The sequence below is a fragment of the Bacillus sp. PDNC022 genome, from assembly GCF_016919285.1.
Taxonomy (GTDB): domain Bacteria; phylum Bacillota; class Bacilli; order Bacillales; family Bacillaceae; genus Bacillus; species Bacillus safensis.
On the sequence record NZ_CP070345.1, the window covers coordinates 2,752,870 to 2,767,433 of the forward strand.

Below are 14,564 nucleotides of genomic sequence, written 5' to 3' on the forward strand. Positions count from 1 at the left end.
GTCGTTAATCTCCCTCCCTCTGCTGAGATTGTTCATGCTCTAATGCACGAATTTGATCTCGAACTTCCGCTGCCTTTTCAAACTCTTCCTGTTCAATCAGATGCTTCAGCTCTTGCTGCATTAACTCAAGTTTCCGGCGGACATGCAGGCTGCCGGCAATTCGTTTAGGGACTTTTCCATTATGGACTGTATTTCCACTATGGACTTTCCGTAAAACAGGGTTCAGATACTGATCAAATGTACGATAGCATTCTGCACAGCCAAATCGGCCTGTTTTTCTGAACTGCTGAAAGGTTAAGCCACACTTAGGACATTGATCCACTTCTTTCGCTTCGTGAAAAATAGACGAGCCCTTGTTCGCACTTGTGGTGAAGCTAGGATCAATATTCAATAAGCCTGATAATAAGTTGTGAATCGAGAAACCTTGGTTTCCACTCATAGCATATGAATCACTGTTTTCTTTTGCACATTGTTCACATATATGCATTTCTTGTTTTTCTCCATTTATAACTTTCGTAAAGTGAAAAGTGGCTGGTCTCTCATTACATTCTTGACAAATCAATCTTTTCACCCGCTTTACTTTAATTTCAAAGCATTTAACATCGCTTTCATCATCCGAGCCCGCAGTTCATCTCGTTCAGGTAAATCAATATGCAATACAGAACGGTCCATGACACTTATCATCATCTTAGCTTCTCTTTCAGATAAAATGTTATTTTCAACAAGACGCATGATGATATGATCAGATGCAGCCTGTGATAAACGATGATATATTTGGGAAATAATATTGTTCAATAAGTCAACTTCATCATTCATTTTGACTTTAATGATGCGGATATAGCCACCGCCGCCACGCTTACTTTCAACGATATAGCCTCTCTCGCTCGTAAAGCGTGTATTGATAACATAGTTAATTTGTGAAGGTACGCATTGAAACTTATCTGCAATTTCATTGCGTTTAATTTCTAATATTTCTCGACCGTTCTGATCCAAGACTTCCTTCAAATACTGCTCGATGATATCAGAAATATTTTGTGCCACTCCGCCTCCTCCTCCATTGACTTTGACTATATTTGACTTTAATCTTACTATAAATTTTTTCGATCGATTTTTCAAGATAATCGCTCAACTAACAATATTATTTCCACATTTATATGGTGTCAAACCTCCCAAAAAAACAAAAAAGACCAGTTCCAAATGGAACTGATCCTTATAAAAGCTTGGCGGCGTCCTACTCTCACAGGGGGAAACCCCCAACTACCATCGGCGCTGAAGAGCTTAACTTCCGTGTTCGGTATGGGAACGGGTGTGACCTCTTCGCTATCGCCACCAAACCTGATGGAGAGAATGTTCTCTCAAAACTAGATAACAATGTTCATGCTTCACATTAGAATATAGGTTAAGTCCTCGATCTATTAGTATCTGTCAGCTCCACGTGTCACCACGCTTCCACCTCAGACCTATCAACCTGATCATCTTTCAGGGATCTTACTTCCTTGCGGAATGGGAAATCTCATCTTGAGGGGGGCTTCATGCTTAGATGCTTTCAGCACTTATCCCGTCCGCACATAGCTACCCAGCGATGCCCTTGGCAGAACAACTGGTACACCAGCGGTGCGTCCATCCCGGTCCTCTCGTACTAAGGACAGCTCCTCTCAAATTTCCTGCGCCCGCGACGGATAGGGACCGAACTGTCTCACGACGTTCTGAACCCAGCTCGCGTACCGCTTTAATGGGCGAACAGCCCAACCCTTGGGACCGACTACAGCCCCAGGATGCGATGAGCCGACATCGAGGTGCCAAACCTCCCCGTCGATGTGGACTCTTGGGGGAGATAAGCCTGTTATCCCCGGGGTAGCTTTTATCCGTTGAGCGATGGCCCTTCCATGCGGAACCACCGGATCACTAAGCCCGACTTTCGTCCCTGCTCGACTTGTAGGTCTCGCAGTCAAGCTCCCTTGTGCCTTTACACTCTGCGAATGATTTCCAACCATTCTGAGGGAACCTTTGGGCGCCTCCGTTACATTTTAGGAGGCGACCGCCCCAGTCAAACTGCCCACCTGACACTGTCTCCCTGCCCGATAAGGGCAGCGGGTTAGAAGGTCAATACAGCCAGGGTAGTATCCCACCGATGCCTCCACCGAAGCTAGCGCTCCGGTTTCCAAGGCTCCTACCTATCCTGTACAAGCTGTACCAACATTCAATATCAGGCTGCAGTAAAGCTCCACGGGGTCTTTCCGTCCTGTCGCGGGTAACCTGCATCTTCACAGGTACTATAATTTCACCGAGTCTCTCGTTGAGACAGTGCCCAGATCGTTGCGCCTTTCGTGCGGGTCGGAACTTACCCGACAAGGAATTTCGCTACCTTAGGACCGTTATAGTTACGGCCGCCGTTTACTGGGGCTTCAATTCGCACCTTCGCTTACGCTAAGCGCTCCTCTTAACCTTCCAGCACCGGGCAGGCGTCAGCCCCTATACTTCGCCTTACGGCTTCGCAGAGACCTGTGTTTTTGCTAAACAGTCGCCTGGGCCTATTCACTGCGGCTTCTCGGGGCTTTAACACCCTAAGAAGCACCCCTTCTCCCGAAGTTACGGGGTCATTTTGCCGAGTTCCTTAACGAGAGTTCTCTCGATCACCTTAGGATTCTCTCCTCGCCTACCTGTGTCGGTTTGCGGTACGGGCACCTCTCACCTCGCTAGAGGCTTTTCTTGGCAGTGTGGAATCAGGAACTTCGCTACTAAATTTCGCTCGCCATCACAGCTCAGCCTTCACGGGAAACGGATTTGCCTATTTCCCAGCCTAACTGCTTGGACGCGGATATCCAATACCGCGCTTACCCTATCCTCCTGCGTCCCCCCATTGCTCAAATGGTGAGGAGGTGGTACAGGAATATCAACCTGTTGTCCATCGCCTACGCCTTTCGGCCTCGGCTTAGGTCCCGACTAACCCTGAGCGGACGAGCCTTCCTCAGGAAACCTTAGGCATTCGGTGGACGGGATTCTCACCCGTCTTTCGCTACTCATACCGGCATTCTCACTTCTAAGCGCTCCACCAGTCCTTCCGGTCTGGCTTCACAGCCCTTAGAACGCTCTCCTACCACTGTTCGTAAGAACAGTCCGCAGCTTCGGTGATACGTTTAGCCCCGGTACATTTTCGGCGCAGAGTCACTCGACCAGTGAGCTATTACGCACTCTTTAAATGGTGGCTGCTTCTAAGCCAACATCCTGGTTGTCTAAGCAACTCCACATCCTTTTCCACTTAACGTATACTTTGGGACCTTAGCTGGCGGTCTGGGCTGTTTCCCTTTCGACTACGGATCTTATCACTCGCAGTCTGACTCCCAAGGATAAGTCATCGGCATTCGGAGTTTGACTGAATTCGGTAACCCGGTAGGGGCCCCTAGTCCAATCAGTGCTCTACCTCCGAGACTCTTACCTTGAGGCTAGCCCTAAAGCTATTTCGGAGAGAACCAGCTATCTCCAGGTTCGATTGGCATTTCACCCCTACCCACACCTCATCCCCGCACTTTTCAACGTGCGTGGGTTCGGGCCTCCATTCAGTGTTACCTGAACTTCACCCTGGACATGGGTAGATCACCTGGTTTCGGGTCTACGACCACGTACTCATGCGCCCTATTCAGACTCGCTTTCGCTGCGGCTCCGCATCTTCTGCTTAACCTTGCACGGGATCGTAACTCGCCGGTTCATTCTACAAAAGGCACGCCATCACCCGTTAACGGGCTCTGACTACTTGTAGGCACACGGTTTCAGGATCTATTTCACTCCCCTTCCGGGGTGCTTTTCACCTTTCCCTCACGGTACTGGTTCACTATCGGTCACTAGGGAGTATTTAGCCTTGGGAGATGGTCCTCCCGGATTCCGACGGAATTTCACGTGTTCCGCCGTACTCAGGATCCACTCTGGAGAGAACAATATTTCAGTTACAGGGCTGTTACCTTCTTTGGCGGGCCTTTCCAGACCTCTTCGCTTATATCGTTCCTTTGTAACTCCGTATAGAGTGTCCTACAACCCCAAGAGGCAAGCCTCTTGGTTTGGGCTGTTCCCGTTTCGCTCGCCGCTACTCAGGGAATCGCATTTGCTTTCTCTTCCTCCGGGTACTTAGATGTTTCAGTTCCCCGGGTATGCCTTCTCATACTCTATGTATTCAAGTATGGATACTACTCCATTACGAGCAGTGGGTTTCCCCATTCGGAAATCTCCGGATCAAAGCTTGCTTACAGCTCCCCGAAGCATATCGGTGTTCGTCCCGTCCTTCATCGGCTCCTAGTGCCAAGGCATCCACCGTGCGCCCTTTCTAACTTAACCATTTCTTACTTTAGAAAGAATCACTATGTGTGATGAACTTTGCATTGCATTCAATGTGAATGTATTACTTATTGTTATCTAGTTTTCAAAGAACAATCCTGTCTCGCTAGAGACATGTTTTGAAGGAATGATCCTTCAAAACTAAACAAGACGAAAACGTACGCTGCTCCATATATCCTTAGAAAGGAGGTGATCCAGCCGCACCTTCCGATACGGCTACCTTGTTACGACTTCACCCCAATCATCTGCCCCACCTTCGGCGGCTGGCTCCATAAAGGTTACCTCACCGACTTCGGGTGTTGCAAACTCTCGTGGTGTGACGGGCGGTGTGTACAAGGCCCGGGAACGTATTCACCGCGGCATGCTGATCCGCGATTACTAGCGATTCCAGCTTCACGCAGTCGAGTTGCAGACTGCGATCCGAACTGAGAACAGATTTATGGGATTGGCTAAACCTTGCGGTCTTGCAGCCCTTTGTTCTGTCCATTGTAGCACGTGTGTAGCCCAGGTCATAAGGGGCATGATGATTTGACGTCATCCCCACCTTCCTCCGGTTTGTCACCGGCAGTCACCTTAGAGTGCCCAACTGAATGCTGGCAACTAAGATCAAGGGTTGCGCTCGTTGCGGGACTTAACCCAACATCTCACGACACGAGCTGACGACAACCATGCACCACCTGTCACTCTGTCCCCGAAGGGAAAGCCCTATCTCTAGGGTTGTCAGAGGATGTCAAGACCTGGTAAGGTTCTTCGCGTTGCTTCGAATTAAACCACATGCTCCACCGCTTGTGCGGGCCCCCGTCAATTCCTTTGAGTTTCAGTCTTGCGACCGTACTCCCCAGGCGGAGTGCTTAATGCGTTAGCTGCAGCACTAAGGGGCGGAAACCCCCTAACACTTAGCACTCATCGTTTACGGCGTGGACTACCAGGGTATCTAATCCTGTTCGCTCCCCACGCTTTCGCTCCTCAGCGTCAGTTACAGACCAGAGAGTCGCCTTCGCCACTGGTGTTCCTCCACATCTCTACGCATTTCACCGCTACACGTGGAATTCCACTCTCCTCTTCTGCACTCAAGTTTCCCAGTTTCCAATGACCCTCCCCGGTTGAGCCGGGGGCTTTCACATCAGACTTAAGAAACCGCCTGCGAGCCCTTTACGCCCAATAATTCCGGACAACGCTTGCCACCTACGTATTACCGCGGCTGCTGGCACGTAGTTAGCCGTGGCTTTCTGGTTAGGTACCGTCAAGGTGCGAGCAGTTACTCTCACACTTGTTCTTCCCTAACAACAGAGCTTTACGATCCGAAAACCTTCATCACTCACGCGGCGTTGCTCCGTCAGACTTTCGTCCATTGCGGAAGATTCCCTACTGCTGCCTCCCGTAGGAGTCTGGGCCGTGTCTCAGTCCCAGTGTGGCCGATCACCCTCTCAGGTCGGCTACGCATCGTCGCCTTGGTGAGCCATTACCCCACCAACTAGCTAATGCGCCGCGGGTCCATCTGTAAGTGACAGCCGAAACCGTCTTTCATCCTTGAACCATGCGGTTCAAGGAACTATCCGGTATTAGCTCCGGTTTCCCGGAGTTATCCCAGTCTTACAGGCAGGTTACCCACGTGTTACTCACCCGTCCGCCGCTAACATCCGGGAGCAAGCTCCCTTCTGTCCGCTCGACTTGCATGTATTAGGCACGCCGCCAGCGTTCGTCCTGAGCCAGGATCAAACTCTCCGAAAAAGTACAAAACCGAAGTTTTGTTTTTCGTCAGCGTTTGACTGACTACCTATGAAGTATCATAGGATTTTTTTATAAAAACTCGAATTAACAGGTACGTTTTGTCTTGTTTAGTTTTCAAAGATCATATTGGTGGAGCCTAGCGGGATCGAACCGCTGACCTCCTGCGTGCAAGGCAGGCGCTCTCCCAGCTGAGCTAAGGCCCCATAAAAGATGGTCGGGAAGACAGGATTCGAACCTGCGACCCCTTGGTCCCAAACCAAGTGCTCTACCAAGCTGAGCTACTTCCCGATCTTAATGGCGCGCCCGAGAGGAGTCGAACCCCTAACCTTTTGATCCGTAGTCAAACGCTCTATCCAATTGAGCTACGGGCGCTTATTTATAATGCCGAGGGCCGGACTTGAACCGGCACGGTAGTCACCTACCGCAGGATTTTAAGTCCTGTGTGTCTGCCAATTCCACCACCCCGGCGTGGATGGTATAAGCGGAAGACGGGATTCGAACCCGCGACCCCCACCTTGGCAAGGTGGTGTTCTACCACTGAACTACTTCCGCATTACAGGATTTCTTTATTTTATTTGGCAATGCGGGTGAAGGGACTTGAACCCCCACGTCATAAAGACACTAGATCCTAAGTCTAGCGCGTCTGCCAATTCCGCCACACCCGCATGAAACATGGTGAGCCATGAAGGACTCGAACCTTCGACCCTCTGATTAAAAGTCAGATGCTCTACCAACTGAGCTAATGGCTCGCTTTAAAAGCGACTTGTCTATCTTACCATATGAAAGTGGTGCCGGCAAGAGGACTTGAACCCCCAACCTACTGATTACAAGTCAGTTGCTCTACCAGTTGAGCTACACCGGCTTTATCTATCCTAACATTATGTAAGAATAAATATGGTGGAGGATGACGGGCTCGAACCGCCGACCCTCTGCTTGTAAGGCAGATGCTCTCCCAGCTGAGCTAATCCTCCATATTGTGTCGTTTCGAAGTGTCTCTCGATCTGACAAATAGTATTATATAACGATAAGATATTGTTTGTAAAGACTTTTTTAAAATAATTTTTGAATTTATTTTAAAGCTGTTTTTTCATCTTTTCGTTAAGGCACCTAAAGAAGTTTACCACTTGTCTCATCATTTTAAAAGCCTTTTTTTCATTTTTTTATGTTTTTTTGTTAAAAAGAGCACTAATAGGGCTCTATCACTGCAAAAACAGCAATTTGGAAGCTTTCATACCCTTATTTTATTTCATATATCTCTCGATAAAAAACATTCAAAAAAGAAATTCTGTTATTATTTTATTTTTCTGAGAAATCTTTTTTGCATAAAAAAGTGTAAAAATAATTACTGGTCTTTACTATTTTTCAACAAATCGTTTTACATTATTTTTTCTGCTGCTTCAAACACTCAACAACCTTATCATCGATATAAAGTTTTAACAGGAGAAATATTATTAGTATTGTTTCTTTCTCTTCTCTCCTTTTAAGTTAAAAATTTAACAATGGCTGACTATCCCCTTTGGGGTGAAGTGCCTTTCTATCTCGTGTCCCTATACATCACCTCTTTACATTTATTTAGTCCAAGGAGAAGTTTTCTATGCTTTTAATGTTGAGCCTTGATAATTTGAGCTGCTGGTTCATATGATGACCGAAATGTGAAATTGAAGGAACGTAAAGTTTGGTTCAATTTAACAATCAATGAGGGAACAACGTATTTTCACTTTACGAACCTATTATATAGAAGCAAGTCATTCAAAAAAAACAAAAAAGACCAGTTCCAAATGGAACTGATCCTTATAAAAGCTTGGCGGCGTCCTACTCTCACAGGGGGAAACCCCCAACTACCATCGGCGCTGAAGAGCTTAACTTCCGTGTTCGGTATGGGAACGGGTGTGACCTCTTCGCTATCGCCACCAAACCTGATGGAGAGAATGTTCTCTCAAAACTAGATAACAATGTTCATGCTTCACATTAGAATATAGGTTAAGTCCTCGATCTATTAGTATCTGTCAGCTCCACGTGTCACCACGCTTCCACCTCAGACCTATCAACCTGATCATCTTTCAGGGATCTTACTTCCTTGCGGAATGGGAAATCTCATCTTGAGGGGGGCTTCATGCTTAGATGCTTTCAGCACTTATCCCGTCCGCACATAGCTACCCAGCGATGCCCTTGGCAGAACAACTGGTACACCAGCGGTGCGTCCATCCCGGTCCTCTCGTACTAAGGACAGCTCCTCTCAAATTTCCTGCGCCCGCGACGGATAGGGACCGAACTGTCTCACGACGTTCTGAACCCAGCTCGCGTACCGCTTTAATGGGCGAACAGCCCAACCCTTGGGACCGACTACAGCCCCAGGATGCGATGAGCCGACATCGAGGTGCCAAACCTCCCCGTCGATGTGGACTCTTGGGGGAGATAAGCCTGTTATCCCCGGGGTAGCTTTTATCCGTTGAGCGATGGCCCTTCCATGCGGAACCACCGGATCACTAAGCCCGACTTTCGTCCCTGCTCGACTTGTAGGTCTCGCAGTCAAGCTCCCTTGTGCCTTTACACTCTGCGAATGATTTCCAACCATTCTGAGGGAACCTTTGGGCGCCTCCGTTACATTTTAGGAGGCGACCGCCCCAGTCAAACTGCCCACCTGACACTGTCTCCCTGCCCGATAAGGGCAGCGGGTTAGAAGGTCAATACAGCCAGGGTAGTATCCCACCGATGCCTCCACCGAAGCTAGCGCTCCGGTTTCCAAGGCTCCTACCTATCCTGTACAAGCTGTACCAACATTCAATATCAGGCTGCAGTAAAGCTCCACGGGGTCTTTCCGTCCTGTCGCGGGTAACCTGCATCTTCACAGGTACTATAATTTCACCGAGTCTCTCGTTGAGACAGTGCCCAGATCGTTGCGCCTTTCGTGCGGGTCGGAACTTACCCGACAAGGAATTTCGCTACCTTAGGACCGTTATAGTTACGGCCGCCGTTTACTGGGGCTTCAATTCGCACCTTCGCTTACGCTAAGCGCTCCTCTTAACCTTCCAGCACCGGGCAGGCGTCAGCCCCTATACTTCGCCTTACGGCTTCGCAGAGACCTGTGTTTTTGCTAAACAGTCGCCTGGGCCTATTCACTGCGGCTTCTCGGGGCTTTAACACCCTAAGAAGCACCCCTTCTCCCGAAGTTACGGGGTCATTTTGCCGAGTTCCTTAACGAGAGTTCTCTCGATCACCTTAGGATTCTCTCCTCGCCTACCTGTGTCGGTTTGCGGTACGGGCACCTCTCACCTCGCTAGAGGCTTTTCTTGGCAGTGTGGAATCAGGAACTTCGCTACTAAATTTCGCTCGCCATCACAGCTCAGCCTTTACGGGAAACGGATTTGCCTATTTCCCAGCCTAACTGCTTGGACGCGGATATCCAATACCGCGCTTACCCTATCCTCCTGCGTCCCCCCATTGCTCAAATGGTGAGGAGGTGGTACAGGAATATCAACCTGTTGTCCATCGCCTACGCCTTTCGGCCTCGGCTTAGGTCCCGACTAACCCTGAGCGGACGAGCCTTCCTCAGGAAACCTTAGGCATTCGGTGGACGGGATTCTCACCCGTCTTTCGCTACTCATACCGGCATTCTCACTTCTAAGCGCTCCACCAGTCCTTCCGGTCTGGCTTCACAGCCCTTAGAACGCTCTCCTACCACTGTTCGTAAGAACAGTCCGCAGCTTCGGTGATACGTTTAGCCCCGGTACATTTTCGGCGCAGAGTCACTCGACCAGTGAGCTATTACGCACTCTTTAAATGGTGGCTGCTTCTAAGCCAACATCCTGGTTGTCTAAGCAACTCCACATCCTTTTCCACTTAACGTATACTTTGGGACCTTAGCTGGCGGTCTGGGCTGTTTCCCTTTCGACTACGGATCTTATCACTCGCAGTCTGACTCCCAAGGATAAGTCATCGGCATTCGGAGTTTGACTGAATTCGGTAACCCGGTAGGGGCCCCTAGTCCAATCAGTGCTCTACCTCCGAGACTCTTACCTTGAGGCTAGCCCTAAAGCTATTTCGGAGAGAACCAGCTATCTCCAGGTTCGATTGGCATTTCACCCCTACCCACACCTCATCCCCGCACTTTTCAACGTGCGTGGGTTCGGGCCTCCATTCAGTGTTACCTGAACTTCACCCTGGACATGGGTAGATCACCTGGTTTCGGGTCTACGACCACGTACTCATGCGCCCTATTCAGACTCGCTTTCGCTGCGGCTCCGCATCTTCTGCTTAACCTTGCACGGGATCGTAACTCGCCGGTTCATTCTACAAAAGGCACGCCATCACCCGTTAACGGGCTCTGACTACTTGTAGGCACACGGTTTCAGGATCTATTTCACTCCCCTTCCGGGGTGCTTTTCACCTTTCCCTCACGGTACTGGTTCACTATCGGTCACTAGGGAGTATTTAGCCTTGGGAGATGGTCCTCCCGGATTCCGACGGAATTTCACGTGTTCCGCCGTACTCAGGATCCACTCTGGAGAGAACAATATTTCAGTTACAGGGCTGTTACCTTCTTTGGCGGGCCTTTCCAGACCTCTTCGCTTATATCGTTCCTTTGTAACTCCGTATAGAGTGTCCTACAACCCCAAGAGGCAAGCCTCTTGGTTTGGGCTGTTCCCGTTTCGCTCGCCGCTACTCAGGGAATCGCATTTGCTTTCTCTTCCTCCGGGTACTTAGATGTTTCAGTTCCCCGGGTATGCCTTCTCATACTCTATGTATTCAAGTATGGATACTACTCCATTACGAGCAGTGGGTTTCCCCATTCGGAAATCTCCGGATCAAAGCTTGCTTACAGCTCCCCGAAGCATATCGGTGTTCGTCCCGTCCTTCATCGGCTCCTAGTGCCAAGGCATCCACCGTGCGCCCTTTCTAACTTAACCATTTCTTACTTTAGAAAGAATCACTATGTGTGATGAACTTTGCATTGCATTCAATGTGAATGTATTACTTATTGTTATCTAGTTTTCAAAGAACAATCCTGTCTCGCTAGAGACATGTTTTGAAGGAATGATCCTTCAAAACTAAACAAGACGAAAACGTACGCTGCTCCATATATCCTTAGAAAGGAGGTGATCCAGCCGCACCTTCCGATACGGCTACCTTGTTACGACTTCACCCCAATCATCTGCCCCACCTTCGGCGGCTGGCTCCATAAAGGTTACCTCACCGACTTCGGGTGTTGCAAACTCTCGTGGTGTGACGGGCGGTGTGTACAAGGCCCGGGAACGTATTCACCGCGGCATGCTGATCCGCGATTACTAGCGATTCCAGCTTCACGCAGTCGAGTTGCAGACTGCGATCCGAACTGAGAACAGATTTATGGGATTGGCTAAACCTTGCGGTCTTGCAGCCCTTTGTTCTGTCCATTGTAGCACGTGTGTAGCCCAGGTCATAAGGGGCATGATGATTTGACGTCATCCCCACCTTCCTCCGGTTTGTCACCGGCAGTCACCTTAGAGTGCCCAACTGAATGCTGGCAACTAAGATCAAGGGTTGCGCTCGTTGCGGGACTTAACCCAACATCTCACGACACGAGCTGACGACAACCATGCACCACCTGTCACTCTGTCCCCGAAGGGAAAGCCCTATCTCTAGGGTTGTCAGAGGATGTCAAGACCTGGTAAGGTTCTTCGCGTTGCTTCGAATTAAACCACATGCTCCACCGCTTGTGCGGGCCCCCGTCAATTCCTTTGAGTTTCAGTCTTGCGACCGTACTCCCCAGGCGGAGTGCTTAATGCGTTAGCTGCAGCACTAAGGGGCGGAAACCCCCTAACACTTAGCACTCATCGTTTACGGCGTGGACTACCAGGGTATCTAATCCTGTTCGCTCCCCACGCTTTCGCTCCTCAGCGTCAGTTACAGACCAGAGAGTCGCCTTCGCCACTGGTGTTCCTCCACATCTCTACGCATTTCACCGCTACACGTGGAATTCCACTCTCCTCTTCTGCACTCAAGTTTCCCAGTTTCCAATGACCCTCCCCGGTTGAGCCGGGGGCTTTCACATCAGACTTAAGAAACCGCCTGCGAGCCCTTTACGCCCAATAATTCCGGACAACGCTTGCCACCTACGTATTACCGCGGCTGCTGGCACGTAGTTAGCCGTGGCTTTCTGGTTAGGTACCGTCAAGGTGCGAGCAGTTACTCTCACACTTGTTCTTCCCTAACAACAGAGCTTTACGATCCGAAAACCTTCATCACTCACGCGGCGTTGCTCCGTCAGACTTTCGTCCATTGCGGAAGATTCCCTACTGCTGCCTCCCGTAGGAGTCTGGGCCGTGTCTCAGTCCCAGTGTGGCCGATCACCCTCTCAGGTCGGCTACGCATCGTCGCCTTGGTGAGCCATTACCCCACCAACTAGCTAATGCGCCGCGGGTCCATCTGTAAGTGACAGCCGAAACCGTCTTTCATCCTTGAACCATGCGGTTCAAGGAACTATCCGGTATTAGCTCCGGTTTCCCGGAGTTATCCCAGTCTTACAGGCAGGTTACCCACGTGTTACTCACCCGTCCGCCGCTAACATCCGGGAGCAAGCTCCCTTCTGTCCGCTCGACTTGCATGTATTAGGCACGCCGCCAGCGTTCGTCCTGAGCCAGGATCAAACTCTCCGAAAAAGTACAAAACCGAAGTTTTGTTTTTCGTCAGCGTTTGACTGACTACCTATGAAGTATCATAGGATTTTTTTATAAAAACTCGAATTAACAGGTACGTTTTGTCTTGTTTAGTTTTCAAAGATCATTTTCGTTATCGCTCTTAAGCGACTTTAATATCTTAACATTTTGTGTCGGTTAAAGTCAAGAACTTTTTTCAATTTCTTTTTTTAACCTTGTTGCTGTTTTGCGGCAACGAATAATAATATACCATCTGAATTCTTTCCTTGCAATAGTTTTTTTAAAAAAAGTTTCATTTTATGAAAAATAAAAAGCGCCATAGATAAAATGGCGCTTTGATTGATGTATTAGCGGTTTCTCATTTGTGGGAAAAGTAGTACATCTCTGATTGATGGAGAATTTGTTAAAAGCATGATTAATCGGTCGATCCCGATTCCTAAACCACCTGTTGGAGGCATGCCGTATTCTAATGCTTCAACAAAATCGTCATCCATTAGATGTGCTTCGTCATTTCCTTCTTCACGTTCTTTTAATTGTGCTTCAAAGCGTTCTCTTTGATCGATTGGATCGTTTAGCTCTGTGAATGCATTTGCGTGTTCACGGCGTACGATAAACAACTCAAAACGATCTGTGAAGCGAGGATCTTCAGGATTTTTCTTAGCTAATGGAGAAATCTCCACTGGATGTCCGTAAATGAATGTAGGCTGAACCAATGTTTCTTCTACTTTTTGCTCGAAGAACTCATTGATAATATGACCTACTGTCATATTTTTCGTGATTTCAACACCATGATCAGCAGCATGCTGTTTTGCTTCTTCTACAGACATCTCCTGCCAGAAGTCTACACCTGTTGCTTCTTTAACCGCTTCAACCATATGCAGTCTCTTCCATTCAGGTTTGAGATCAATTTCATCTTCTCCATATTGAATGGTTGTTGTTCCCAGCACCTCTTGGGCAATATGAGCAATCAAGTTTTCAGTCAGATTCATGATGTCTTTGTAGTCTGCGTATGCTTCATACAGCTCAATCATAGTGAATTCTGGGTTATGACGAGTCGATACACCTTCATTACGGAATACGCGGCCAATCTCGTATACTTTCTCTAGACCACCGACAATTAGGCGTTTTAAGTGCAGCTCGATCGCAATACGCATATAAAGCGGCATATCAAGTGCATTGTGATGAGTAATGAAAGGACGCGCTGATGCACCACCAGGAATGCTGTGCATTGTTGGTGTTTCAACTTCTAAGTATCCTTTAGAATCTAAGTATCTTCTCATGGATTGAATGATTTTGCTTCGCATAATGAACGTCTGCTTACTTTCTGGATTTACAATGAGGTCCAGGTAGCGCTGACGATAGCGTTGTTCAACATCCTTTAATCCATGATATTTATCCGGAAGCGGGCGAAGTGCTTTTGTGAGAACCTCAAAGCTAGTCGCTTTAATAGAAAGTTCTCCTACATTTGTTTTAAAAACAGTTCCTGTTACACCGATGATATCGCCTAGGTCTGAGCTTTTAAATAATTCGTAAGCTTCTTCCCCTACACTATCTTTACGAACATAGATTTGAATTTGTCCTTCTAAGTCTTGAATATGCGCAAAGCCAGCTTTTCCTTTTCCGCGCTTTGTCATCATACGTCCAGCGATTGTCACTTGAGCCGCTTTTCCTTCTAAGTCTTCTTTAGAAAACTCGTCGTATTCAGCGATAATTTGCGCAGATTGATGAGAGCGGTCATATCGTTCACCGAATGGATCGATACCCTCTTCTCTCATTTTATTCATTTTGTCACGTCTGACCTGGAATTGGTCATTTAATTCTTCGTTATTAAGCCCTTCATTACTCATTTATATCACTCCAATAATGTATTTT

The 14,564-nt window shown here is 48.3% G+C and carries 3 protein-coding genes, 9 tRNA genes and 6 rRNA genes; all 18 read right to left on the minus strand.

Annotation, left to right across the window (positions count from 1 at the left end; translation table 11 throughout):
* Positions 1-4 precede the first annotated feature (4 nt).
* The 18 genes from mcsA to lysS all read right to left on the minus strand — a co-directional run bounded on the left by mcsA (position 5) and on the right by lysS (position 14,539).
* Complete coding sequence (gene mcsA, locus JVX94_RS14100) at positions 5-562, minus strand: protein-arginine kinase activator protein McsA (protein ID WP_205183538.1); 558 nt, start codon at positions 560-562, stop codon at positions 5-7.
* Between the two features lie 14 nt (positions 563-576).
* Complete coding sequence (locus JVX94_RS14105) at positions 577-1,041, minus strand: CtsR family transcriptional regulator (protein ID WP_003217184.1); 465 nt, start codon at positions 1,039-1,041, stop codon at positions 577-579.
* 177 nt (positions 1,042-1,218) lie between these two features.
* Positions 1,219-1,334: ribosomal RNA gene (rrf, locus tag JVX94_RS14110) — 5S ribosomal RNA — on the minus strand.
* 61 nt (positions 1,335-1,395) lie between these two features.
* Positions 1,396-4,326, minus strand: a 23S ribosomal RNA gene (locus JVX94_RS14115).
* A gap of 182 nt (positions 4,327-4,508) precedes the next feature.
* Positions 4,509-6,057, minus strand: a 16S ribosomal RNA gene (locus tag JVX94_RS14120).
* Positions 6,058-6,184: 127 nt separating this feature from the next.
* Positions 6,185-6,260 (minus strand) — tRNA-Ala (locus tag JVX94_RS14125).
* A gap of 8 nt (positions 6,261-6,268) precedes the next feature.
* Positions 6,269-6,345 (minus strand) — tRNA-Pro (locus JVX94_RS14130).
* A gap of 7 nt (positions 6,346-6,352) precedes the next feature.
* A tRNA-Arg gene (locus JVX94_RS14135) sits at positions 6,353-6,429 on the minus strand.
* A gap of 10 nt (positions 6,430-6,439) precedes the next feature.
* A tRNA-Leu gene (locus JVX94_RS14140) sits at positions 6,440-6,525 on the minus strand.
* A 12-nt stretch (positions 6,526-6,537) separates the two neighbouring features.
* Positions 6,538-6,609, minus strand: a tRNA-Gly gene (locus tag JVX94_RS14145).
* Positions 6,610-6,639: 30 nt separating this feature from the next.
* Positions 6,640-6,722 (minus strand) — tRNA-Leu (locus JVX94_RS14150).
* An 8-nt stretch (positions 6,723-6,730) separates the two neighbouring features.
* Positions 6,731-6,806 (minus strand) — tRNA-Lys (locus JVX94_RS14155).
* 37 nt (positions 6,807-6,843) lie between these two features.
* Positions 6,844-6,919, minus strand: a tRNA-Thr gene (locus JVX94_RS14160).
* 33 nt (positions 6,920-6,952) lie between these two features.
* Positions 6,953-7,028: transfer RNA gene (locus JVX94_RS14165), tRNA-Val, on the minus strand.
* A gap of 828 nt (positions 7,029-7,856) precedes the next feature.
* A 5S ribosomal RNA gene (rrf, locus tag JVX94_RS14170) occupies positions 7,857-7,972 on the minus strand.
* A gap of 61 nt (positions 7,973-8,033) precedes the next feature.
* Positions 8,034-10,964, minus strand: a 23S ribosomal RNA gene (locus tag JVX94_RS14175).
* A 182-nt stretch (positions 10,965-11,146) separates the two neighbouring features.
* Positions 11,147-12,695 (minus strand): 16S ribosomal RNA (locus JVX94_RS14180).
* The 16S, 23S and 5S rRNA genes sit together here with 9 tRNA genes alongside, the layout of an rRNA operon.
* Before the next feature lie 344 nt (positions 12,696-13,039).
* Entirely contained in the window at positions 13,040-14,539 is a 1,500-nt protein-coding gene (gene lysS / locus JVX94_RS14185) for a lysine--tRNA ligase (protein WP_034284259.1), read from the minus strand.
* Positions 14,540-14,564 lie beyond the last annotated feature (25 nt).